This window comes from Vibrio sp. T3Y01 (assembly GCF_013114525.1).
In the GTDB taxonomy this organism is placed as follows: domain Bacteria; phylum Pseudomonadota; class Gammaproteobacteria; order Enterobacterales; family Vibrionaceae; genus Vibrio; species Vibrio chagasii_B.
Window position 1 is genome coordinate 193910 of record NZ_VTXJ01000009.1, and the last position, 21758, is coordinate 215667.

Below are 21758 nucleotides of genomic sequence, written 5' to 3' on the forward strand. Positions count from 1 at the left end.
AATCGGGATACGAAGAGCTGAAGGGCAGATTCGGGATGCGAGTAAGCGAGATGAGAAGAGCTTAAGAGCGGGTGCGCGATGCGAGCAAACGGGTCACGAACAGAATGAGAACCGTACATGTTTACGCATCTCGAATCTCGCCACTCTCATCTGTTCTAGTCTGTCATTCCAGAATTGAGGAACGAAATGTCTGGAATCTCATGTCACGTTGATGTGTCATATTCAGTACCCTGAAAGAGATTCCCTATCACGCTCGTGCCTCGCTGTAGGGAATGACGTTGTCCAACAAAGGGTAGATAAGGGATAGGAGTACGCGAGATACGAAGAGCTTAAGAGCGGATGCGGGATTCGGGTTAACGAGTGACGAAAAGCGGTAAAGCCAAAAACAGGAAGGGAATGCCCTGTTTCTTTTGGCATCCCGAATCTCGTTACTTTCATCTGTTCTAGTCTGTCATTCCAGAATTGAGGAACGAAATGTCTGGAATCTCATGTAAGTTTATGTGTCATATTCAATACCCTGAAAGAGATTCCCTATCACGCTCGTGCCTCGCTGTAGGGAATGACGTTGTCAAACAAAGGTAGATATGGGATACGAGTAAGCGGGGTACGAAGAGCTGAAGAGCGGTTGCGTGATTGGATTTAAGTATGAGTCGTGTCTTTTCGTATTATCTTGTTGCTTTTCGTCTCGTATCCCGCCGCTCGTATACTCGCATCTAAGCTATATGCTTTTCTTATCTCGCATCCCGTTTACTCTCATCTCGCTTTCAGAACTGACTGTTCAAAATCCAACAACCACTCTTTGCGGTTCATGCCGCCGGTGTAGCCAGTTAATGTCCCATTTGCACCAATCACTCGGTGACATGGGACTACGATGCTAAACGGGTTCTTGCCGTTCGCACCACCCACTGCTCTTACTGCTTTTGGGTTATCCATTCTTTTCGCTTGTTCACCGTAACTGATGGTTTCGCCATAAGGAATAGAGGTGAGAGCGTGCCAAGCTGATTTTTGAAAGTCTGTACCTTTTGTTGCTCTTAATGGCAAATCAAATTCAGTTCGTTTACCAGCAAAATACTCGTCTAGTTGGCGAGATACTTTGAGGCATAATTCATCGTGGTTGCAAACAATAGCCTCATCATGGTTCACATGGTCAATTTCTATAATTGATACGCCATCACTAACAATGATCATCTTACCAATCGGCGCTTCGTAGAGCATTTTGTAAGTATAGCCTTCCATGTCATCTTCCTTCTTCTAGCCTATTTCTGCTCTCAAGCACTTCGAATCTCGAATCTCTCATCTGCTCTTAAATCTTTTCGCATCTCGATACCCGAATCTCGTATCTGCTTTTTAGCTACTCGCATCCCACATCTGCTTTAGCTCTAACACGAAGCGCAAACAGGTACCCTGAAATGCCACCCATTATGTTTCCTAGCGCTAGGCCAATAAACAGTCCTTCGACACCATCAATTTGGCTGCCCACCCAGGCAAACGGCAGGGTAAATATGAACAGGCGCATGAAGCTCCATTGGAAGGCTTTGAGTGGTTGATGCATGGCATTCATTGCACTGATTAACATCATCACAATGCCTTGGAAACCGTAGCTGAATGGAACAACTAACAGATAGTGCCATAAGATCCCGCGAACAGACTCTTCCTGAGAAAAGAGCGCGGCTAAAGGGATGCTCAGTGGCACCATCATTAAAAAGATCAAACCTTGGAATAGCACGGCGAAACGCATGCTCAAGAATAGAGCTTTGAAACTGCGTTGTGGATTCTCTGCTCCAAAGTTTTGCGCCATAAAAGGGGTGAGAGCTGAAGTGAGAGACATCAAGACTATGATCAGAATCGACTCAATACGCTGAGCAGCGCCATAAGCGGCAACGGCTTCGGTTCCTTGCTTAGCCAGCATCATCATAATGATGGCACCCGCGAGTGGGTTTAGGGCGTTTGAAAGTGCAGCGGGTGTACCAATCGTGAGGATTTGCTTCCAGTCGCGGATAACCTCTTGAGCTTTGGGTGGAGCAAGTAGCTTTTCTCGTTTGATTAATACATACAGTGAACCACACAACGCACCAAACCAACTGAAACCACTAGCGATGGCGGCGCCTTGTATCCCGAGTTCAGGGAAAGGTCCGTAACCGAAGATCAGCAAGGGGTCGAGGATGCCGTTAATCAGGCCCGCCAACATCATGATCTTGGCGGGGGTTTTGGTATCACCACTCGCTCGTATCGCGCTATTGCCTGCCATTGGGATAACAAGCAGCGGAATGGCTAAATACCAAACCGTCATGTATTCAGATATCAGTGGTAGTAACTCTGCTTCTGCCCCTAATAAGGTAAACATGGGTTCTAGAGTTACAAGCCCCAGTGTTGATGCAAATCCAACAAGCAGCACGGCAAGCAATAATCCATGACAAGTAAAGCGAGCGGCATTTTGTGCACAGCCTTGGCCCAGTAACCGCCCAATACATGTGGAAAGCCCCACACCTATGCCCATGGTGATGCAGTTAATGGCGAAGGTAACTGGAAAGGTAAAGCTCACTGCTGCAAGTGCTTGTGTGCCGAGTAGTGAGATAAAGAAAGTATCGACCAAGTTAAACATCAAGATCGCAATCATGCCGAAGATAGTCGGAATGGTCATGGTACGTAATGTACTCGCAATGGGGGCGGTCAAAAGCCCGTGCTTATCTTGCATGTAAAACGCCAGTTGGAACGAAAGGTGTAGGATAAACAGATGTGGGCGGGAAGGGAATAGCTTAAAGAGCAGATACGAGATGCGAGTAATCGGGATACGAAGAGCTTAAAAGCAGATACGGGATTCGAGTAAACGAGATACGAAGAGCGAGAGGGGCAGTTGCGAGATACGGGTAAACGAGTATCGAAGAGCTAAAAGCGGGGAAAAGATATGCAGCCTTCTTTTGTTTTATCCCTGACAGTTACACAGGGTTATTCGCAGTGGTGTTTTTGCTTTTCGTATCTCGCATCCCGTTTACTCGTATCTGCTCTCATCCCGTATCCGCCTCTTAGATCACAAAATTTCCCTTCCACCCCTTGGGATCTTTCACTTCGCCCCAACATACTCTTTAACCCCATGCCAATCGTGGCAACTATCAAATTAAATGGAAATTATCAGGAGATACGACCGATGAATATCCGTCCTCTACACGACCGAGTTATCGTTGAGCGCCAAGAAGTTGAATCTAAATCTGCTGGTGGCATCGTTCTAACTGGTTCTGCCGCTGAAAAATCAACTCGCGGTACAATTCTAGCTGTTGGCAAAGGCCGCATCCTAGAAAACGGTTCAGTACAACCATTGGACGTTAAAGTTGGCGACACTGTTATCTTTGCTGAAGGCTACGGCACTAAGTCTGAAAAAATCGACGGTAAAGAAGTTCTGATCATGTCTGAAAACGACATCATGGCGATCGTTGAGTAATCCGCGCTATACAAACTGAACTGACTGAATAAAGAATTTAAAGGAAATAAAGATGGCTGCTAAAGACGTTAAATTTGGTAACGACGCACGTATTAAAATGCTAGAAGGTGTAAACGTTCTGGCTGACGCAGTAAAAGTAACGCTAGGTCCTAAAGGCCGTAACGTTGTTCTAGACAAATCATTTGGCGCACCAACTATTACTAAAGATGGTGTTTCTGTTGCACGTGAAATCGAGCTTGAAGACAAGTTCCAAAACATGGGCGCACAAATGGTTAAAGAAGTGGCTTCGCAAGCGAACGACGCTGCGGGCGACGGTACAACTACAGCTACAGTTCTAGCTCAAGCTATCATCACTGAAGGCCTAAAAGCGGTTGCAGCTGGCATGAACCCAATGGACCTTAAGCGCGGTATCGACAAAGCGGTACTTGCTGCTGTTGAAGAGCTAAAAGGTCTTTCTGTTCCATGTGCTGATACTAAAGCTATCGCGCAAGTAGGTACTATCTCTGCAAACTCTGATGCGACAGTAGGTAACATCATTGCTGAAGCGATGGAAAAAGTAGGTCGTGATGGCGTTATCACAGTTGAAGAAGGTCAGGCTCTACAAGACGAGCTAGACGTAGTTGAAGGTATGCAGTTCGACCGCGGTTACCTATCTCCTTACTTCATCAACAACCAAGAAGCAGGTTCTGTTGATCTAGAAAGCCCATTCATCCTTCTTATCGACAAGAAAGTTTCAAACATCCGTGAACTTCTTCCGACTCTAGAAGCAGTAGCTAAGGCATCTCGTCCACTTCTAATCATCGCTGAAGATGTAGAAGGCGAAGCGCTTGCAACTCTAGTTGTAAACAACATGCGCGGCATCGTGAAAGTTGCGGCTGTTAAAGCACCTGGTTTCGGTGACCGTCGTAAAGCAATGCTACAAGACATCGCTATCCTAACTGGCGGTACGGTTATCTCTGAAGAGATCGGTCTAGACCTAGAGAAAGTAACGCTAGAAGACCTAGGTCAAGCTAAGCGTGTAACGATCACTAAAGAAAACTCAACCATCATCGATGGCGCGGGTGAAGAAGCGATGATCCAAGGTCGCGTTTCTCAAATCCGTCAACAAATCGAAGATGCAACGTCTGACTACGACAAAGAGAAACTACAAGAGCGCGTTGCTAAGCTAGCTGGCGGTGTTGCAGTAATCAAAGTTGGCGCTGCGACTGAAGTTGAGATGAAAGAGAAGAAAGACCGCGTAGAAGACGCACTTCACGCGACTCGCGCTGCAGTTGAAGAAGGTGTGGTTGCTGGTGGTGGTGTTGCACTTATCCGTGCTGCATCTAAAGTGGCTAACATTGAAGGTGACAACGAAGAGCAAAACGTAGGTATCCGCGTTGCACTACGTGCAATGGAAGCACCTATCCGTCAAATCACTAAGAACGCAGGTGACGAAGAATCTGTTGTTGCTAACAACGTTCGCGCTGGCGAAGGTAACTACGGCTACAACGCTGCGACTGGCGAATACGGCGACATGATCGCAATGGGTATCCTAGATCCAACTAAGGTTACTCGTTCTGCACTACAATTCGCGGCATCAGTTGCTGGTCTTATGATCACAACAGAAGCAATGGTGACAGACAAGCCTCAAGAAGCAGCTCCTGCAATGCCTGATATGGGTGGCATGGGCGGTATGGGTGGCATGGGCGGTATGATGTAATCATCCCTCGCTATTCATAGTGAAATTGAAAACGGAGACTTCGGTCTCCGTTTTTTTTGGAGCAGATTCGGGATGCGAGTAAGCGGGATGAGAAGAGCTTGAAAAGCAGATGCGAGATTCGAGTAAGCGGGATGAGAAGAGCTTAGAAGCAGATACGGGATTCGGGTAAACGGGATACGAAGAGCATAAGAGCAGATACGAGATGCGGGTAAACGGGATTCGAAGAGCATGAAGGCTGATGCGGGATGCGAGTAAACGAGATGCGAAGAGCTTAAAATCAGATGCGAGATTCGGGCAAACGAGATTCGACAAGATTAAGAGTAAGTTCGAAATTACAAGAGACTATTGAACAGAAGTCTCGAACTTTGGTTCTTTTTTGGGGCTTTTCAATGGGGTACTTTTGAGATGATTAGGCTTTCGGTCTTTAGGTAGAAATTGTGCTCTATAGAAAACTAGATGTTTGGCAGCGTAGTCGTCTGCTGTCGATTTCTGTTTATAGGGAAATGGCGACTTGTCGTGACTATGGCTTCAAAGACCAGATTACTCGTAGTGCGCTGTCCGTCCCTAGTAATATCGCTGAAGGCTGTGAGCGGAGGTCTCTTAAAGAGCGTAAGCATTTCTTTGCAATCGCCAAAGGATCCATTGGTGAGTTTGCTACTCAAGCCGATATCGGTTCTGAAGTTGGTTTTGTAGCTAAAGATGTTGCTGTTAGGTGGCAATCGGAGGCACTTCAAATATCACGAATGTTAGGAGCTTTAATCAAGTCACTAGAACAATAACTTCCCCTTCTTCTTGCTTAATAAACTCGCTGTTATGTTTTAGTCCTTCACCTCCGCTCTTGAGCTTCTCGTATCTCGTCACCCGAATCTCTCATCTTATTTTCCTCACCCGCTTTTATTCTTTTCGCATCCCGTCACCCGAATCTCTCATCTTATTTTCCTCATCCGCTTTTATTCTTTCTCATCTCGCTACTCGAATCCCTCATCTTATTTTCCTCACCCGTTTTTTAGTCTTTTCGCATCCCGTTACCCGAATCTCTCATCCGCTTTTATTTTTTCGAATCTCGTTTACTCGCATCCCGTATCTGTTTTTCCATTGCTCTTTCTGATTTACCGTCTTATATTCAACAGTACAGTTATGACATTGATATAACATGGATAGCTGTTGAATAAAGGACAATAAACGCTTGATTGATAATGTATAAATCAAGTTAACAATAAGTCAGTGGAGACTCCCAATGAAAAAACTACTTTCAGTTCTTGCTGTGTCGGCAGCAGTAATGGCACCAGCGGCATTCGCTTCTTCGCCTGTTATGTTTTCAACGATCAATGGCTTCAACGCACCTGATTCAGATGCAGTTGGCGGTGTGCGCTTGGCTCTGCTTCACGGACAAGTAAACGATCTTAAAGGTGTCGACCTTGCGGTTGTGGGTATGTCTGAGACTCAAACAACAACGGGTGTGAACCTTGGTATTTTTGGTGCATCTAAAGTAAATCAAGAGATGACAGGTGCATCGCTAGGTTTCTTCAACTGGAATACGGGTAAAACAACGGGTCTTAACCTAGGAGCTGTGAACATCACTAACGATGTAAAAGGCGCTAACGTAAGTTTCGTAAACTACTCTGAAGGCGACACTATGGTTGATGTTGGTGCGGCGAACCTTTCAGAAGTGTCGACTGTACAGGTTGGTATCTTCAACAAAACCAACAAAATCGAAGGCGTACAGGTTGGTCTGATCAACTGTGCAGATAACGGTTTCTTCCCGTGCTTCCCGATTGTAAACTTTGCTAAGTAAGGCTTAGTGTTACTATTGTGATTCATAACGCCTAAGTGCATCTGACTTAGGCGTTATTGCAACTCAGCAATTTCTTATAGATTTCCAAATGCCCTTTCCTAAATAAGATAAGCATATTGTTTTATATTTGCTGTTGCAGTGATTGTATTTATGAGTACAATGTGCGCTAAATTTTCAACGATGATTTATATGCTTTGATTAATCCCCATACTATCGATTTTAAGAAGGCTTTCTTAGGCCTGACCGCCAGTTTTTTAGTAGTTTTGAGCTTATTGCTCGTTGATTCAGCGGAAGAATCAGGTAAACAGTATGGAAATGAAAACCAAGGCGTAACACGCTCTTTAGCGGAGCTCACACAGATCATTAATGCGCTTGAATACAACATCACGGCGCTCTATCCGTTGCATGGTGACACCTATGCTTTTTCGCACGACAAAAAGGTAGAGGACGAGACGTGTTATTTCATTAGTGAGGACCTGCAAGCCCCTCGCTTTGATTTCATGTTTTCAGGTCCAACTGAGATGTGTGACCCTAACTCCGGGCTATATTCGGAGGCGGGGAAGCGTTTGTTTATAGCACCTACCATGGCTTATTTCGCTAATACCATTGATACCATTTCAGCGATTTATTTTATCTCGAAAGAGAAGTTTGTTATCTCTTCCCCCTCTGATATTGCCCAATATATGAAAGGCGATGCGTTCGATTCTGTCGTAAATAGCCGGCCATATTGGATTAATACGGTTCGCTTTGGTTTGTCACAGGACAAGCATCAGGTTGTTTATACCGGACAGTACGATGATTACCTAACAGGTGAGAAGGTGGTGACCTTGACCAAGGGAATCTACGTTGACGGTGAGTTCAAAGGGATATTAGGTGTTGATGGCTACGTTTCTAATCTGGTATCAAACCCTAAACACGGTTATGAGATAACCAGCGTTAGAGGGCTAAATAAGTATGGTCTGATGGACTTTACTCACTCTCGACCGCTATATGTAGATGGTATTAATACCCAACTCTATCTGACCATCGAAGAGGACAAGAGTGAACACTTCTTACATGTGTTGGAGATGGAGCGCGCTCAGTTATCGATACTGTTGGCGCTATATATTGTCTCAGCATTATGGTTATGGCGCTTTTATACCAAGCAAGAACATAACCGTTTGAATGACTTAGCGATGCAAGACCCATTGACGGGTTTATTGAATCGACGTGGCTTTGAAGCGCGACTGTTAGCGCAAGATGAAGAACCTATTATTGGTGTTGGTGTGTTTGATATCGATGACTTTAAAGTGGTTAATGATCACTATGGTCATAAGATAGGGGATGAGGTGATTTGTCATGTGGCTCAGCTGATGACTAACAGCGTGCGTCAGCAAGATATCGTCGCTAGGTTTGGCGGTGAAGAATTTGTGGTCGCGATTACAGGTGAATCCTCTGAGCTGCTTTCATCGATCTTTGAGCGAATTCAGAACGACATCAGCTTGCAGTGCTACCGAACACCAACTGGGGATAAGGTTAATATTTCAGTGTCTGGTGGAGCAACCCTTTACTCCCTGTATAAGTTCGACAGTGTAGGGCACTTGTGGGAAAACCAGAGTATCCGCTCTTCTGATGAGCAGCTTTACAAGGCCAAAGCCGCGGGTAAGAACCAAGTGTGTATTGAGGTGTATTAGTACCCCACCAAATAACGAGAAGCCTAGTCGATTGACTAGGCTTTTTTGTATCAGAGGCCGTGCATTTAGGTCTTGAGGAAAAGGCTTTGAAGGACGGTATTATTTCTTCACGCGGCCTTTTCTCATCCATTTCTGGTGAACACCACGACGTAGGCTTTGGAAACTGTTTTCCACCTTATCGACACCAAGCAAGATCGCTAACGCTAATAGCGTGATAATAACCGATTGTGAAAGGTGACCAAGCGCTATCATCATCCCAAGTGCTGCCAATACCCAAATAATGGCAGCTGAAGTCACGCCATGAATCTTACCATCGAGTGTCATCATCACACCCGCACCCAGGAAACCAACACCAGTAATGATCTGACCAAGTACACGAGCCTGATCGAGTGTGTTTGGAGATAGGCTAATCGCCATGGTAAGGAAGAAGTAGGTACCACTGATGATCAGAATCGAGGTTCTGATACCTACCGGTTTGCCGCGTGTTTGTCGCTCGATACCGATTAACGAACCACACAGCATACACACTGCAAGACCTGCCCAGCTAAAGGGGGCAAGGTTGAGAGTTTGTTCTATAAATTGTGTCATATCACCCCTCCTAAAAATTTAGAATAGAGCCGAGTATGCTAATAATAGACCGGACGATCGAACAAAAACTTTTTGTCTTAACGATTGATTAAGGTTACTTAAAACCTAGCAGCCGCTTGTGGTTAATTCAAAGGTCGGTGCGGAAGAGGAGGTAGCTTCGTTATAAAGTAAGAAGCAATCTTCAGAAGACTTTTTCTTACTCTTGGTCATGAAGCGAATCCAAGGCTCATTTCTAGAAGTATTGTGGAAGTACCATTCAGCAGGGTCATTTTCGTTAAATATTGAGTCGGCAAAAGTACTCTCAATCAGTAAGCTCCATGCGTTCGCAGAGTCTGCTGCAGGATATCCATAAACTAGTTCTATGTTATCCCCTTCGATAGTGATTTGTGCAGAACTCAACTTTTCTAAATTTCGCTGTATAGCTATCGGATAAACCATATCAGCAGCTCCCTGCATACCACCTCTTAAGCCTTGAAGGGCTAATATACGAGCATCGCTTTGAAGGTTGAGAAATTTAGAAGCCGCCGTCACAGACACAATGCCCAGAATCACGATCACCACAACCAGTTCAATAATGGTAAAGCCTTTTGAACGGTGTTTCTGGGCTGGTGGAGTAACAGCGGCATGGTGTTTCATGGATAGGACTTCTTTATTCAATGTGTAGGTCGAGAGGTGTCTTACTGCTGCGGCCACCGATCTCGCGGGTTAACTTGGGTACTAGGTAGCCAGAAACTTCAGAGATTAATCCCTTAAAGTGATGTTTTGCCTCTTCATCTGAGATGTAGAAGTGAGCGGCGCCCTGAACCTTATCCAGTACATGCATGTAATACGGTAGAATGCCAGCGTTGAATAGCTTTTCACTGAGTGCTTTTAATGCGTCAGCACTGTCGTTCACGCCTTTTAGCATCACGCCTTGGTTAAGTAGAGTCGCGCCAATAAGCTTTAATTTAAGGAAGGCTTGTTTGAGCTCTGCATTGATTTCATTGGCGTGATTAATATGGCTCACCATCACTACATTGAGGCGAGTCTTAGATAAGATTTGGCACAGTTCGTCAGTAATACGAGTCGGGATCACCACTGGTAAACGACTATGTATACGAACGGTTTTCACATGTGGAATTTGTTCGATAGCATGAATCAGCCATTCGATTTCGCTGTCTTTGGCCATCAGTGGATCGCCACCTGATAAGATAACTTCATTAATCTCAGGATGTTGAGTTACATAGTCGAGGCTGGTTTGCCACACCGATTTAGAACCCTTGTTGTCTTGATAAGGGAAGTGGCGTCGAAAGCAGTAACGGCAGTTAACCGCACAGCCACCTTTCACAATCATCAAGGCTCGGTTTTTGTATTTATGCAATAACCCCGGGATCGCGTTGTCTTGCTCTTCTAGTGGATCGGCCGAGTAGCCCTCATGAACTTCGAACTCTTCACTTAACGGTAAAACCTGACGTAATAGCGGGTCGTGTGGGTTGCCTTTTTCCATTCGTTCGACAAAGCTTAACGGTACGCGCAACGCAAATAGATTGCGTGCGGCAAAGCCTGCTTGCCATGGTGTTGGGTCTATTTCCAATGCTTCAAGGAGTTTTGTCGGGTCTGAGATCGCATTCGATAGTTGTTTGAGCCAGTTTTGCTCAACAGATTCGACTTTTCGGGTTATGATATGCGGCATTGAAATCAACTCAAAGATGTGTAAGAGGAAATCATGGCGTCAGTAAGCACCAATGAATTCAAAGGCGGTTTAAAATTCATGATGGATAACGAGCCTTGCTCAATTATCGAAAATGAATACGTTAAGCCGGGTAAAGGCCAAGCGTTTAACCGTGTAAAACTTCGTAAACTGCTGTCAGGCAAAGTGTTAGAGAAAACATTTAAGTCAGGCGATACAGTAGAACTAGCTGACGTTGTAGACGTTGAACTAGGCTACCTATACAGCGATGGCGAATTCTACCACTTCATGAACAACGAGACATTCGAGCAAATCGCTGCTGAAGTAAAAGCAGTTGGCGACACAGCTAAATGGCTAGTTGAAAACGACGTATGTACTCTAACGTTGTGGAATGATAACCCTATCACAGTAACTCCACCAAACTTTGTTGAGATCGAAGTAACTGATACAGATCCTGGCCTAAAAGGCGACACACAGGGTACTGGTGGTAAGCCTGCAACTCTAGCAACTGGCGCGGTAGTTCGCGTACCTCTATTCATCGCTATCGGTGAAGTTGTAAGAGTAGATACTCGTACTGGCGAATACGTTGGTCGTGTAAAGTAATTTGATTGTTCTCACCTTGATTTAAGGTGGTTCAGTGAAATGAAAAAGGTCGCTTAGGCGGCCTTTTTTACATTTAAAAAGCAGATACGGGTAAACGAGATGCGGGATGCGAAGAGCTTGAAGGGCAGATGCGAGTAAACGGGATTCGGGATGCGAAGAGCTTGAAGGGCAGATGCGAGTAAACGAGATACGAAAAACAAAAAAAGCAGAACAAAATAGTATTGTGCTGCTTTGATTCTTTTCGCTCTTAAGCTCTTCGATACTCGTTTACCCGAATCCCGTATCTGCTCTTAAGCGCTTCGATACTCGTTTACCCGAATCCCGTATCTGCTCTTAAGCGCTTCGATACTCGTTTACCCGAATCCCGTATCTGCTCTGAAGCGCTTCGATACTCGTTTACCCGAACCCCGTATCTGCTCTTAAGCGCTTCGATACTCGTTTACCCGAATCCCGTATCTGCTCTTAAGCGCTTCGATACTCGTTTACTCGAATCCCGTATCTGCTCTTAAGCGCTTCGATACTCGTTTACTCGAATCCCGAATCTGCTTTTCGTCCCTAACCCGCTATGGCTTAAGCAAGCTAAACACTAAAGCGCTCACGGCGACGATACCCACCAACAAGACGAAGACGCAGGATAAATCCTTTCTGTAGCGGCGTAACGCCTCCACTTTGTACACAGCCATCATCGGCATAACGAACAAGATCATCGCGATTACAGGCCCAGACAAGGCTTCCATCATCCCTAAAATGCTCGGGTTGACAATCGCTACCACCCAGATCGATGCAAACAGCGAGATTATTGTGACTTTATGAGCCAAAGGTGTGGATAGGGAAGTACTTTTGGTCAGCATCCCGACCATGCTTTCTCTCGCACCTAAGAAGTGGCCAATAAATGATGATGTTATCGCTAGGAATGCCACGATCGGGCCAAGTGTCGCAATGAACGGGTTGTCTTTAACATTGGCCAGATAAGACAGAATCGACACGTTTTGCTCCTTGGCTTGTGCTAGCTGTTCAGGAGACAGTGTCAAAACACAAGAAAATACAAACAGCATCACAAACATGATCAGCATGATGCTGGTACGTCGTAAGACGTGCTCTGATTTTCCTCTAGCGCTGTCATCGTAATGGCTGCGTTGTGCGTGAGCAAATGAGGAGAGCGCTGCTAAATGACTGAATGAGAAGATCACCACTGGCGTCGATAGCCATAGCGTGCTGCCCAAAGAAGATAATGAAGGCATTGTCAGCTCAGGAACCTGCCAGCTTGGAATCAAGTAGACGGATAAAAATAACAGAATCGCGACTAGGGGATAAACCATCAACGAGAGTGTACGAAGTATGATCTTCTCGCCAGCGATCATCACTGCGATTAACCCTGTCACTAAGGCTCCTGACAGAAAAGGTCGCGGCAGTGACTCTAGTCCAGCTTGGTTAACCATAAAGCTATCGACGGTATTCGTTAATCCGACACCATAAATTAATAAAATCGGGAAGATAGACAAAAAGTACAGCAGTGAAATGATTTGTCCTGCGGTAGCTCCAAAATGTTCAGCGACGACATCAGTAAAGTCTGCGTCTTTTTGGCTGGAAGATAGAACGAAGCGAGTAAAGCCACGGTGCGCTAAGAAAGTCATAGGGAATGCCAAGGCTGCCATGATGAGCAATGGAACGAAACCACTAAGGCCTAGGTTAATAGGTAAGAATAGAATACCTGCGCCGACAGCTGTACCAAATAAACTCAATACCCATTGAGTATCGTGCTGTGTCCAACGCCCGCTTTGACTGTTTAAGGCTGTATCTGATTGGTGCATGGATAGGTAACCGTTTGTATAAGAAAGGGGCGAATGCTAATGGTTTTATCAATGACTTCAATTTAAACAATGGGTTGCGATTATGGTAATCGCAAAAATCAAAATCAAGGAGCTCTTATTAGTGATAGAGATCGTGCTATTAACTTTCTTTATTTGCGCTAATGATGAGCCTCAAATGCGTTCTCAAGCGACTTTTTAAAACCAATTGATGCGAGGCAAAGAACGGTTGGTGAATAGTTGAACTGCATCTCACTATCACGTTGATTTGATGACGATAAACAGGCGAGTCGAAAATTTGTGACTATAGTGAATCAAACACCAGTAAGCGCAAGGAAGCACAATGTCGACACCAGAACAACATCATCCGCTTAACGATTTTGTGGAATATCCGCCACAAGAAATGGTAGTAAGAGCACTTCATAACCTTGAGCAACTTCAGAGGCGTCATTCAATTCGGAGCTTCTCTGAGCGCCCTGTCGCAAAAGAAGTGATTGAACACTGCATTCGAGCGGCAGGAACTGCCCCGAGTGGTGCTAACCATCAGCCTTGGCATTTTGTTGCTATTAATAGTGCCGACGTTAAAGGGCAGATACGCCAAGCGGCTGAAGAGTTGGAGCATTCTTTTTATCAAGGTCGAGCAGGGCAAGAGTGGTTAGACGCACTTAAACCTCTTGGCACCAATGCCAGCAAACCTTACTTAGAAAAAGCACCATGGCTCATTGCGGTGTTTGCAAAGAAGAAAGGCGGCATGACGAACGATGGCGAACAGGTCAATTATTACGTGCATGAGTCTGTCGGGATTGCCACTGGTTTTTTGCTTCAAGCGCTACACAATGCTGGCTTGGGTACTTTGACTCATACACCTAAGCCAATGAGTTTCTTGAGTAAGATTTGTGGACGGGACAATGAGATCGATCGCCCTTACATGTTAATTGTTACCGGCTACCCTGAAGAGGATGCAACCATCCCCGAACACGCGATGCATAAGAAGTCACTGGATGACATCGCTACCTTTCTTTGATGAGCATATCTCGATGAGATACAACCCGTAGCTCACAACAAAGCTGGCAAGATGCCAGCTTTGTTGTTTTTATCTTTGCTTTTTTATTAGTCAGTTACTTATTGGCAAAGAAGTGTGTCTCTAGGTAGTTGTTTAACGGCATAAATGCAGGGTTAGCCCAAGAGACAAATACAGAGGCAGGATCACTATCTAAATTGCCAGAACCAATCTCGCCAGCGATTTTGAACTTAGTGCCTTTTGAACCGATCAGTTCACCGCCACCTTCACTCAGCTTTGGAGAGACTTTGTATTCGTAAATCAAACCAAGTAGTGAGCCTGGGTTCAGGTTTACATTGGTATCTTCATGTATCGGGTCAATCTTACCATTGGAAATGTCATTTCCGTCATCATCGGTTGTTTTACCACCCTCAGTACACGGGTTTGGTGTCCCCAATGCTCGCTGAGCTGTCAGTTGGCCATTTCCGTAGTTACATTCGTTAAAGTGCAGCGACTCCATGCCAGCGGCAGATGCCAAGCCACCTTGAACGGCGAGCACCGCTCTGAATGTGTCGTATGCGTCACTCAAGTTAGAACCTAACAGGTTGTTTTGGTTATCATCGACGTAGTAATCAAAAAGCTGCATCAGCTTTTGGTATGTCGTCGATTTTTTTGTCTCGTCTTTTCCGCCAAGAGCGGTATACACCAACTCAACACCATCTACGATTTGCTTCGCTTGGCTCAGTGCAATAACAAATTGGTCGGCGGCTGTAGAGCCATCAGGTTCTGTCTCCATGACCCCAATGATTAGGCTTTTCTTGTTCAACTGCTTTTGAACGTCTTCACTTGCCCATGTCGTGAAGTTCTTTACTTGGCTTATTACACGCTGGTGCTGTTCATCCGTTACGGTTGAATTCGCTTTTAATACGTAAATACCTTTCTCGAAGCTACAGTTTGGCACGTCTGCTGCTGTTGAGCAGTTATCTACAGATGAATAAACGGTGACTAGTGACTTTGGTTTCGCTGTTGATGTAGAAGTCGAAGAGTTGCCGCTAGATGAACCATTACAACCCGCCACGGCTAGGGTAAGTAATGCTAAAAATATTGGTTTCATAATATTCACTAATTTAATTGAATGGGTGTTGAGTGATTTGTTTTTATTATTTGTCGCAACGGTATCATTTAGTGAAATGAAGGAATGTAAGTCAGCGTAAGCCTTTGTAAGGGCAGATGCGCGTAAACGAGATGCGGGATACGAAGAGCGGGAAGAGCAGATTAGAGTAAGCGGGATGCGAGATACGAAGAGCTGGAAGGGCAGATGAGAGTAAGCGAAATACGGGATACGAAGAGCTGGAAGGGCAGATGAGAGTAAGCGAAATACGGGATACGAAAAGCAGGAAGAGCAAGAGCTAGTGAGCTAGGTGTGTGATATTCGACAAGCAACAAAAAAGCAGAACAAGATAATCCTGCTCTGCTTTTAGTCTTTTCGCTCTTAAGCTCTTCGAATCTCGATTACCCGAATCCCGCATCTGCTCTTAAGCTCTTCGACACTCGATTACTCGAATCCCATATCTGCTTTTAGATCATAAAGATGAAAATAACAGACAATGCGCTGATTAGGCCTGCAAAGAAGTAGCAGCCCACTTTACCTGCAACGCCGACGTGGAATTTCAGGTCGTGCATGCCGTGGTGAAGACGGTGCATTGCGTGCCACATTGGCAGTGCTAGTGTACCGATGATGAATAGTGCACCGATAATGCTAGTGGCGAACTCTGACACACGCTCGTAGCTCATTGCTTCTGCATCGATGATGCCCATTGGTACTAAGATACCTAACACTAGAATCGTGATTGGCGTGATCATCGCGAACCAAGTACCGCCAGCGCCGAATAGACCCCACCAGATTGGTTCATCAGAACGTTGAGGGTTGTGGTTCACAGGTTTCACTTTGTAATTTGTGTTCATAACGAAAGCTCCTTACACCACAACAAGAACGATTAAAGAAATAAAAGCCACCGCAGCCCACTGAGTCAGTACGATGATTCTTTTATCTACCAATTTACCTTTTAGGCGGATTGGCATCACTTGAGGCATCATGCTGAAGAAGGTTTGAGCGTGCATTAAGCTACCTAGCAGTGCCACGATATTAATACCGACAATGATAGGGTTCGCCATAAAGCTCAACCAACCAGCCCACGCTTCAGGGCCTTTCACTAGCGCACCCAAACCAAAGGTTAGGAATACCGTGAACAGAATCAAAGGCAGTACAGTTGCTTCACGTAGCATGTAGAAGCGGTAGAACGGATGGTTGCTCCACCACGTTCTCTTCATCTCACGAACATAAGGCTTACGATTGCTCATCTTATGCCTCCTCTGTTGTTTTTACTTGGTTCTTGCTAACTGATGTACCGTCAGGTTTGAACATCGAGATAACGAAGTCCATTGAAGACTCAACTTTACCTTGGTTAACCGCCGCTGCTGGATCTACTTTCTTCGGACATACTTCAGAACAGTAACCAACAAACGTACAGCCCCAAGCACCATTTTCACCATTGATAAGCTTCATACGCTCATCTTTACCGTTGTCACGGCTATCTAGGTTGTAACGGTGAGCAAGAGTCAGTGCCGCAGGGCCAATGAACTCTGGGTTTAGACCGAATTGAGGACACGCTGCGTAGCAAAGACCACAGTTGATACAGCCAGCGAACTGTTTGTATTTCGCCATTTGCTCAGGTGTTTGAAGGTTAGTGCCGTCTTCAGGTTTACGGTCGTTGCCGATGATGTAAGGCTTGATTGCTTCTAGGCGCTCGATGAACGGTGTCATGTCGACAATCAAATCTTTCTCGATTGGGAAGTTAGCTAATGGTTCGATAGTTAGGCCGTTCGGGTAGTCACGTAAGAAGCTCTTACACGCTAGCTTAGGCACGCCATCAACCATGATGCCGCAAGAACCACAGATCGCCATGCGACAAGACCAACGGTATGAAAGGTCTTTGTCTTGGTGGTCTTTGATGTAACCAATCGCGTCAAGCACTGACATAGTTTCATCGAATGGCACTTCGAAAGTCTGCATGTAAGGTTCTGCATCTTTCTCTGGGTCGTAGCGCAGAATGTCTACTTTTTGGATACGGTTCGCTGACATTATGCTTGCTCCTCTTCGCTCTTCTCATCTTTCTTAGCATTCGCTTCTGCAGCTTTTTCAGCGGCAGCGGCTTTCTCTGCTGCTTCACCGTATAGACGAGCTTTAGGTTGAGATTTAGTAATCTTCACGCCGCTGTAGTCGATAGTTGGTGCTGCATCTTCGTTGTAGAACGATAGAGAGTGTTTCAGGAAGTTCACGTCATCACGTTCTGTGCAGTTGTCGTCTAGACGTTGGTGTGCACCGCGAGACTCTTTACGAAGGATTGCTGAGTGAACCATCGCTTCTGCGACTTCTAGGCCGTAGCCCACTTCGATAGCGTAAAGTAGGTCAGTGTTGAACACCTTGCCTTTGTCTTTAATGCTGATCTTCTTGTAGCGCGCTTTCAGTTCAGTGATCTTGTTGATGGTCTCTTGCATCAAGTCTTCTTGACGGTAGATACCACAGCCCGCTTCCATGGTGTGACCCATTTCAGTACGGATATCAGCCCAGTTTTCGTCGCCTTCTTGGTTCATCAGCGTTGCGATGCGATCTTCAACCGCTTTTACTTGCTTAGCGATAGACTCTTCATTCCAGCCCTTGAATTCAGCAGCGCGTTTCACGGCGTGTTCACCAGCGACGCGGCCAAATACCACGAACTCAGCCAGAGAGTTAGAACCAAGGCGGTTTGCACCGTGTAGGCCAACTGAAGCACATTCACCAACCGCGAATAGGCCTTTGATGCGAGTTTCACAAGTACCGTTAGTTTCGATACCACCCATGGTGTAGTGAACGGTAGGACGGATTGGGATTGGCTCTTTTGCAGGATCAACGTTCACGTACGCTTTTGCTAGCTCACAGATGAACGGTAGACGCTCTTGCAGGTACTCTTCACCAAGGTGGCGAAGGTCAAGGTGTACTACATCACCAAGAGGGTGCTTGATGGTGTTGCCTTTCTGCTGCTCGTGCCAGAATGCTTGAGAAACTTTGTCACGTGGACCCAGTTCCATGTATTTGTTTTTCGGCTCGCCCACTGGAGTTTCAGGGCCCATGCCGTAATCTTGTAGGTAACGGTAGCCGTTCTTATTAACGATGATACCGCCTTCACCACGACAACCTTCGGTCATCAAGATGCCAGTACCCGGTAGGCCTGTTGGGTGGTATTGAACGAATTCCATGTCACGCAGTGGTACACCGTGGCGATAAGCCATTGCCATACCGTCGCCCGTTACGATGCCGCCGTTAGTATTACAGTGGTAAACACGACCTGCGCCACCCGTTGCTAGAACAACAGATTTCGCTTTAATGGTAACAAGCTCACCTTCAGACATATGAATCGCGATAAGGCCTTGTACTTCGCCCTCTTCAACGATCAAATCCACCACAAAGTACTCGTCAAATCGTTTGATTTGGTCGTACTTCATCGAAGTCTGGAACAGAGTATGAAGCATGTGGAAGCCAGTTTTATCGGCTGCGAACCACGTTCTTTCTACCTTCATACCGCCGAATCGGCGTACGTTTACTTCACCGTTTTCTTTACGACTCCATGGGCAGCCCCATTGTTCCATTTGGATCATTTCGCGAGTCGCGTTTTCAACAAAGTATTCAACAACATCCTGTTCACATAGCCAGTCGCCACCGCCAACAGTATCGTTGAAGTGGTTATCTAGGCTATCTTCGTCTTTAATTACCGCTGCTGAACCGCCTTCTGCTGCTACCGTGTGCGAGCGCATTGGGTAAACTTTAGAAATCAGTGCTACTTCCAAATCAGGATTAGCTTCAGCTGCTGCAATAGCTGTACGAAGACCAGCGCCGCCTGCGCCGATGACTGCGATATCTGTGGTAATTGTCTTCACAGTTATTCTCCAGTGTGATGCGGAGTATTCCGCTTGTTATTATAAAAAGCCTATTTAGAGAGCAGTAAACGGCATCAACCGATCATCACCCCTAAGCCTTAAGTGGTAGGTTCAGTGTAAGAGAGGAGGGGGTTTGAAAAATTGATGTATTTAGGTTTTTGCTCCGGTAATGCATATGGAGGCATAGAAATTATAGGTTATGTGACTGCAATCACGGCAATCAATTATTGATAACGATTCGTCCACAGGGCTTGTGTTAACGGCTTGTTGAGTATGATTTTTGTTATCAATGTTGGGTCAGCTTGAATATTAATAATTGTATTGTAGAACGTGATTTCATGGCTTCATCTAAACAACACGACGGTTTAATTAATGCAAAGATAGAAGCTTACAAAAGCAGCGAAAAGTGATAATTTTCGTCGCCTAGAATTCAGTGATATGGAACTTAGTAATGCACTCTACATGGCAACCTGCCGCAACCATTAAGCAGTTAAAGCAACGTGCTGATATCCTTAGTCAAATCCGCCAGTTTTTTGCAGAGCGAGACGTGATGGAGGTGGATACGCCAGCCATGAGTCACGCCACGGTGACCGATGTGCATTTGCATACCTTCAAAACTGAATTCGTTGGCCCAGGTTACGCGCAAGGCCAGCCTCTGTTTTTTATGACAAGCCCTGAATTTCATATGAAGCGCTTGTTGGCAGCAGGTAGTGGCTGTATTTACCAAATTTGTAAGTCGTTTCGTAACGAAGAGAACGGCCGTTACCACAACCCCGAGTTCACTATGCTGGAGTGGTACCGTGTCGGTTTTGATCATCATGACTTAATGGATGAGATGGACTTGCTCCTACAGAAAATCTTAAAGTCAGGCGAGGCAGAACGCATGACTTACCAACAAGCCTTCATAGACGTGCTAGGTGTGTGTCCGCTTGAAGATTCTATGGATACGCTAAAACAAGCGGCAGCCAAGCTTGGGTTAAGTGATATTGCCGATCCTGAAGAGGACCGTGATACCTTGCTGCAACTGCTATTTAGCGTGGGTGTCGAAGAAAAGATTGGCCAGACAGTGCCCGCATTTGTTTATGATTTCCCAGCTTCACAGGCGGCATTAGCCAAGATTAACCCGAATGATCCGCGAGTGGCTGACCGTTTTGAGGTGTACTTCAAAGGTATCGAGCTGGCAAACGGCTTTCATGAGTTAGATAAGCCACAAGAGCAGCTTAAACGCTTTGAAGATGATAATGCCAAGCGTATCGAGATGGGCTTGTCGCCTCAGCCGATTGACCATCACTTGATTGAGGCATTAAAAGCGGGCTTACCTGATTGTGCGGGTGTTGCATTGGGTATTGATAGGTTAATCATGCTGGCTTTGGGTTACGACCATATTGATGATGTGACTGCTTTCCCATTCCCACGTTCTTAACTTTAGTTGGCAGAAGTTAGCTAGCAGCTCGATTAGCTGACAAGAATACCAGTACCACTATCTTATTAGGATACCTGTGCCGACCACTGCAACAATGGCACCGATCCAAGCATAGGCGTTTGGTCTCTGCTTGGTGTATAGCCATAGAATGGGCAGCAACATGATAGGTGTGGTTGAAGAGAGTAGAGCAACCATGCCGACATTTCCTTCTTGCAGTGCATATAAGATCAGCGTCATTCCCACCGCCATAGCAAGAAAGCCGTTCACTGCGGTAATCGCGAATATTTGACCATTCATTGGGTTGATTGCGCGTGAAAGTTTAGCGCCCGTTAAACGAAATGCGGAATGGGCGACAAAGGCGGTGATCATTCGAATAGCAGAAGCGGCTACTGGGTCGATGCTAGTTTGCATCACAGGTTTGGCAATAATACCGCCCAATGCTTGGCAGATAGCGGCCGTGATGCCCAGAGCGACACCAATCCACACGGTGCCCTTGATGGTTTCAAGCTGGTTGTTTGCTTGGCCTCGACGACCAAAGAAGATCGCAGTTAATACGCCACTGAATACCAAGGCCGAGCCAATAAGCTCGCCAGAGGTCATGCTCTCGCTAAACAGGAAGTAACCGAGAATCGCAGAGAACACAGCGTGACAAGAGAACAGTAAGCCAGCTTGGCGCGGGCCCATTCGGTTCAAACAGGCAAATAGGGCGGTATCACCAATGAAGATGCCAATCAGCCCTGATAGCATCATCGGTGTGACTAAGTCTGTTTCGACAGTTGACCAGCCACCCGTAAACCAAGCCATGCTTGATAAGATGACCGCAGTGCAGCCCATACGCCAGCGGCTATAGGCAAAAGAACCTAAGTGTTGAGCAGGCTTTACGGACATTAGGCTTGCGATAGCCCAAAGAAAAGCAGCAGCGAGAGCCAACCATTCGAACCCCATCGATTAACAGTCCTTGTGTCTGGGATAAATTAGCTCATCAATATGCATCAAACCGAACTGAGAACAAAGCGATTCTTAATAAATGCACCGCTTTGCTCCTCAGTGATAGGTTTACTCCAGTTATCTGTTTCGTTTGTCTAAATAG

The 21758-nt window shown here is 45.8% G+C and carries 20 protein-coding genes; 8 read left to right on the plus strand and 12 right to left on the minus strand.

Annotated features, from left to right (window positions below; genetic code table 11):
• Positions 1 to 753 precede the first annotated feature (753 nt).
• Both F0232_RS12390 and F0232_RS12395 read right to left on the minus strand, forming a co-directional pair.
• The gene (locus tag F0232_RS12390) at positions 754 to 1236 is read right to left on the minus strand and encodes a methylated-DNA--[protein]-cysteine S-methyltransferase (protein WP_171750816.1); all 483 of its coding nucleotides are present in this window, start codon (positions 1234 to 1236) and stop codon (positions 754 to 756) included.
• Between the two features lie 115 nt (positions 1237 to 1351).
• Entirely contained in the window at positions 1352 to 2695 is a 1344-nt protein-coding gene (locus tag F0232_RS12395; protein WP_171750817.1) for an MATE family efflux transporter, read from the minus strand.
• Between the two features lie 450 nt (positions 2696 to 3145).
• Here F0232_RS12395 and F0232_RS12400 point away from each other — a divergent pair, with 450 nt between their 5' ends.
• From F0232_RS12400 to F0232_RS12420, 5 genes are all read left to right on the plus strand, one after another.
• Positions 3146 to 3436: a co-chaperone GroES gene (locus F0232_RS12400; RefSeq protein WP_017061289.1), complete on the plus strand. Its 291-nt coding sequence runs from the start codon at positions 3146 to 3148 to the stop codon at positions 3434 to 3436.
• A gap of 52 nt (positions 3437 to 3488) precedes the next feature.
• Positions 3489 to 5135: a chaperonin GroEL gene (groL, locus tag F0232_RS12405; RefSeq protein WP_105057798.1), complete on the plus strand. Its 1647-nt coding sequence runs from the start codon at positions 3489 to 3491 to the stop codon at positions 5133 to 5135.
• A gap of 437 nt (positions 5136 to 5572) precedes the next feature.
• Positions 5573 to 5914 carry a four helix bundle protein gene (locus F0232_RS12410; RefSeq protein WP_171750818.1) on the plus strand — a complete coding sequence of 114 codons (342 nt, stop codon included), beginning with the start codon at positions 5573 to 5575 and terminating at the stop codon, positions 5912 to 5914.
• A 458-nt stretch (positions 5915 to 6372) separates the two neighbouring features.
• Positions 6373 to 6930 carry a hypothetical protein gene (locus tag F0232_RS12415; protein ID WP_061033192.1) on the plus strand — a complete coding sequence of 186 codons (558 nt, stop codon included), beginning with the start codon at positions 6373 to 6375 and terminating at the stop codon, positions 6928 to 6930.
• A 194-nt stretch (positions 6931 to 7124) separates the two neighbouring features.
• Positions 7125 to 8603, plus strand: a complete 1479-nt coding sequence (locus F0232_RS12420) for a sensor domain-containing diguanylate cyclase (RefSeq protein ID WP_171750819.1) — start codon at positions 7125 to 7127, stop codon at positions 8601 to 8603.
• 99 nt (positions 8604 to 8702) lie between these two features.
• Here the strand turns inward: F0232_RS12420 and F0232_RS12425 are convergent, their stop codons facing one another.
• The 3 genes from F0232_RS12425 to epmB all read right to left on the minus strand — a co-directional run bounded on the left by F0232_RS12425 (position 8703) and on the right by epmB (position 10863).
• Positions 8703 to 9191 (minus strand): MgtC/SapB family protein, encoded by a 489-nt coding sequence (locus F0232_RS12425; RefSeq protein ID WP_050633676.1) that lies wholly within the window; start codon positions 9189 to 9191, stop codon positions 8703 to 8705.
• 105 nt (positions 9192 to 9296) lie between these two features.
• Complete coding sequence (locus F0232_RS12430) at positions 9297 to 9827, minus strand: prepilin-type N-terminal cleavage/methylation domain-containing protein (protein WP_171750820.1); 531 nt, start codon at positions 9825 to 9827, stop codon at positions 9297 to 9299.
• A 13-nt stretch (positions 9828 to 9840) separates the two neighbouring features.
• On the minus strand, positions 9841 to 10863 hold the full coding sequence (gene epmB / locus F0232_RS12435; RefSeq protein WP_171750821.1) for an EF-P beta-lysylation protein EpmB: 1023 nt from the start codon (positions 10861 to 10863) through the stop codon (positions 9841 to 9843).
• Between the two features lie 33 nt (positions 10864 to 10896).
• Here epmB and efp point away from each other — a divergent pair, with 33 nt between their 5' ends.
• Entirely contained in the window at positions 10897 to 11463 is a 567-nt protein-coding gene (gene efp, locus F0232_RS12440) for an elongation factor P (protein ID WP_004741343.1), read from the plus strand.
• Positions 11464 to 12026: 563 nt separating this feature from the next.
• Here efp and F0232_RS12445 read toward each other — a convergent pair.
• Positions 12027 to 13274 carry an aromatic amino acid transport family protein gene (locus tag F0232_RS12445; protein ID WP_105057802.1) on the minus strand — a complete coding sequence of 416 codons (1248 nt, stop codon included), beginning with the start codon at positions 13272 to 13274 and terminating at the stop codon, positions 12027 to 12029.
• A gap of 340 nt (positions 13275 to 13614) precedes the next feature.
• Here F0232_RS12445 and F0232_RS12450 point away from each other — a divergent pair, with 340 nt between their 5' ends.
• Positions 13615 to 14295, plus strand: a complete 681-nt coding sequence (locus F0232_RS12450; protein ID WP_105057803.1) for a nitroreductase family protein — start codon at positions 13615 to 13617, stop codon at positions 14293 to 14295.
• 94 nt (positions 14296 to 14389) lie between these two features.
• Here F0232_RS12450 and F0232_RS12455 read toward each other — a convergent pair whose 3' ends face one another.
• From F0232_RS12455 to frdA, 5 genes are all read right to left on the minus strand, one after another.
• Complete coding sequence (locus tag F0232_RS12455) at positions 14390 to 15385, minus strand: histidine ammonia-lyase (protein ID WP_105057804.1); 996 nt, start codon at positions 15383 to 15385, stop codon at positions 14390 to 14392.
• 464 nt (positions 15386 to 15849) lie between these two features.
• Entirely contained in the window at positions 15850 to 16236 is a 387-nt protein-coding gene (gene frdD, locus F0232_RS12460; RefSeq protein ID WP_004741337.1) for a fumarate reductase subunit FrdD, read from the minus strand.
• A 12-nt stretch (positions 16237 to 16248) separates the two neighbouring features.
• Positions 16249 to 16632, minus strand: coding sequence for a fumarate reductase subunit FrdC (gene frdC / locus F0232_RS12465; RefSeq protein ID WP_008219063.1), 384 nt, complete (start codon positions 16630 to 16632; stop codon positions 16249 to 16251).
• Position 16633: 1 nt separating this feature from the next.
• The gene (locus F0232_RS12470; RefSeq protein WP_105057805.1) at positions 16634 to 17413 is read right to left on the minus strand and encodes a succinate dehydrogenase/fumarate reductase iron-sulfur subunit; all 780 of its coding nucleotides are present in this window, start codon (positions 17411 to 17413) and stop codon (positions 16634 to 16636) included.
• The gene (gene frdA, locus F0232_RS12475; protein WP_105057806.1) at positions 17413 to 19245 is read right to left on the minus strand and encodes a fumarate reductase (quinol) flavoprotein subunit; all 1833 of its coding nucleotides are present in this window, start codon (positions 19243 to 19245) and stop codon (positions 17413 to 17415) included. Before frdA ends, F0232_RS12470 begins: the two co-directional genes overlap by 1 nt.
• 451 nt (positions 19246 to 19696) lie before the next feature.
• On the opposite strand from frdA, the gene epmA reads away from it, so the two are divergent.
• The gene (gene epmA, locus F0232_RS12480) at positions 19697 to 20668 is read left to right on the plus strand and encodes an elongation factor P--(R)-beta-lysine ligase (protein ID WP_061033201.1); all 972 of its coding nucleotides are present in this window, start codon (positions 19697 to 19699) and stop codon (positions 20666 to 20668) included.
• 57 nt (positions 20669 to 20725) lie between these two features.
• On the opposite strand, the gene F0232_RS12485 is transcribed toward epmA, so the two are convergent.
• Positions 20726 to 21613 (minus strand): DMT family transporter, encoded by an 888-nt coding sequence (locus F0232_RS12485; protein WP_061033202.1) that lies wholly within the window; start codon positions 21611 to 21613, stop codon positions 20726 to 20728.
• Between the last annotated feature and the right edge of the window lie 145 nt (positions 21614 to 21758).

What these genes read in the sequence shown, in the direction of transcription:
- F0232_RS12390 (WP_171750816.1), bottom strand. Translation starts at nt 1,236, where the DNA reads ATGGAAGGCTATACTTACAAAATGCTCTACGAAGCGCCGATTGGTAAG.
- F0232_RS12395 (WP_171750817.1), bottom strand. Translation starts at nt 2,695, where the DNA reads ATGCAAGATAAGCACGGGCTTTTGACCGCCCCCATTGCGAGTACATTA.
- F0232_RS12400 (WP_017061289.1), top strand. Translation starts at nt 3,146, where the DNA reads ATGAATATCCGTCCTCTACACGACCGAGTTATCGTTGAGCGCCAAGAA.
- groL (WP_105057798.1), top strand. Translation starts at nt 3,489, where the DNA reads ATGGCTGCTAAAGACGTTAAATTTGGTAACGACGCACGTATTAAAATG.
- F0232_RS12415 (WP_061033192.1), top strand. Translation starts at nt 6,373, where the DNA reads ATGAAAAAACTACTTTCAGTTCTTGCTGTGTCGGCAGCAGTAATGGCA.
- F0232_RS12425 (WP_050633676.1), bottom strand. Translation starts at nt 9,191, where the DNA reads ATGACACAATTTATAGAACAAACTCTCAACCTTGCCCCCTTTAGCTGG.
- F0232_RS12430 (WP_171750820.1), bottom strand. Translation starts at nt 9,827, where the DNA reads ATGAAACACCATGCCGCTGTTACTCCACCAGCCCAGAAACACCGTTCA.
- epmB (WP_171750821.1), bottom strand. Translation starts at nt 10,863, where the DNA reads ATGCCGCATATCATAACCCGAAAAGTCGAATCTGTTGAGCAAAACTGG.
- efp (WP_004741343.1), top strand. Translation starts at nt 10,897, where the DNA reads ATGGCGTCAGTAAGCACCAATGAATTCAAAGGCGGTTTAAAATTCATG.
- F0232_RS12445 (WP_105057802.1), bottom strand. Translation starts at nt 13,274, where the DNA reads ATGCACCAATCAGATACAGCCTTAAACAGTCAAAGCGGGCGTTGGACA.
- F0232_RS12450 (WP_105057803.1), top strand. Translation starts at nt 13,615, where the DNA reads ATGTCGACACCAGAACAACATCATCCGCTTAACGATTTTGTGGAATAT.
- F0232_RS12455 (WP_105057804.1), bottom strand. Translation starts at nt 15,385, where the DNA reads ATGAAACCAATATTTTTAGCATTACTTACCCTAGCCGTGGCGGGTTGT.
- frdD (WP_004741337.1), bottom strand. Translation starts at nt 16,236, where the DNA reads ATGAACACAAATTACAAAGTGAAACCTGTGAACCACAACCCTCAACGT.
- frdC (WP_008219063.1), bottom strand. Translation starts at nt 16,632, where the DNA reads ATGAGCAATCGTAAGCCTTATGTTCGTGAGATGAAGAGAACGTGGTGG.
- F0232_RS12470 (WP_105057805.1), bottom strand. Translation starts at nt 17,413, where the DNA reads ATGTCAGCGAACCGTATCCAAAAAGTAGACATTCTGCGCTACGACCCA.
- epmA (WP_061033201.1), top strand. Translation starts at nt 19,697, where the DNA reads ATGCACTCTACATGGCAACCTGCCGCAACCATTAAGCAGTTAAAGCAA.
- F0232_RS12485 (WP_061033202.1), bottom strand. Translation starts at nt 21,613, where the DNA reads ATGGGGTTCGAATGGTTGGCTCTCGCTGCTGCTTTTCTTTGGGCTATC.